Below are 472 nucleotides of genomic sequence, written 5' to 3' on the forward strand. Positions count from 1 at the left end.
GTGCCTGGCATTTTCCCGCCCACCGGAGCCGCGCACCGCCTCGATGCCGAATTTTTCCAGCATCAAAGCGTTGAGCTCTGCATCGGCGCTGCGCGAAACCATGGCGACCAGCGGCTTGCGCTTGGGGTAATAGGCCGGCGTCAGCAGATGCTGGCCGTGCCACAAGGCGATGATGCCAGGCTCGAACTCGGTATAGGCACCGCCCGAAAACCGTGCCGATCCCTCGACGACGCGATTGGTGAGGCGCACGAAGCGGACGAACTGGGCGAACAGGCTGGCGATTGCGTTCTTGACGAATCGCGACTGCGCCAGCGGTTGGCGAATCTTGCGCCAGAACGCCTTGGTCGTGCGGCTGCGTCCCCTGCCCGTGGGCGCGGCATCGCTTGCTGGCCCTTTCGCCAGGTCATGCTCCATCGAAGTCAACCGGCAGCCTTGTTGTCGGGGTCCAGCAGCCGGTGCAGATGAACGACGA

The 472-nt window shown here is 64.2% G+C and carries 1 protein-coding gene; it reads right to left on the bottom strand.

The features are described 5' to 3' along the window. A partial coding sequence (locus tag EOD15_RS35390) for a DUF374 domain-containing protein (protein WP_127409395.1) occupies positions 1 to 414 on the bottom strand: 414 nt, incomplete at its 3' end. Between the last annotated feature and the right edge of the window lie 58 nt (positions 415 to 472).

Origin of the sequence: Mesorhizobium sp. M7A.T.Ca.US.000.02.2.1, assembly GCF_003996995.1 — a bacterium.
Classification (GTDB): domain Bacteria; phylum Pseudomonadota; class Alphaproteobacteria; order Rhizobiales; family Rhizobiaceae; genus Mesorhizobium.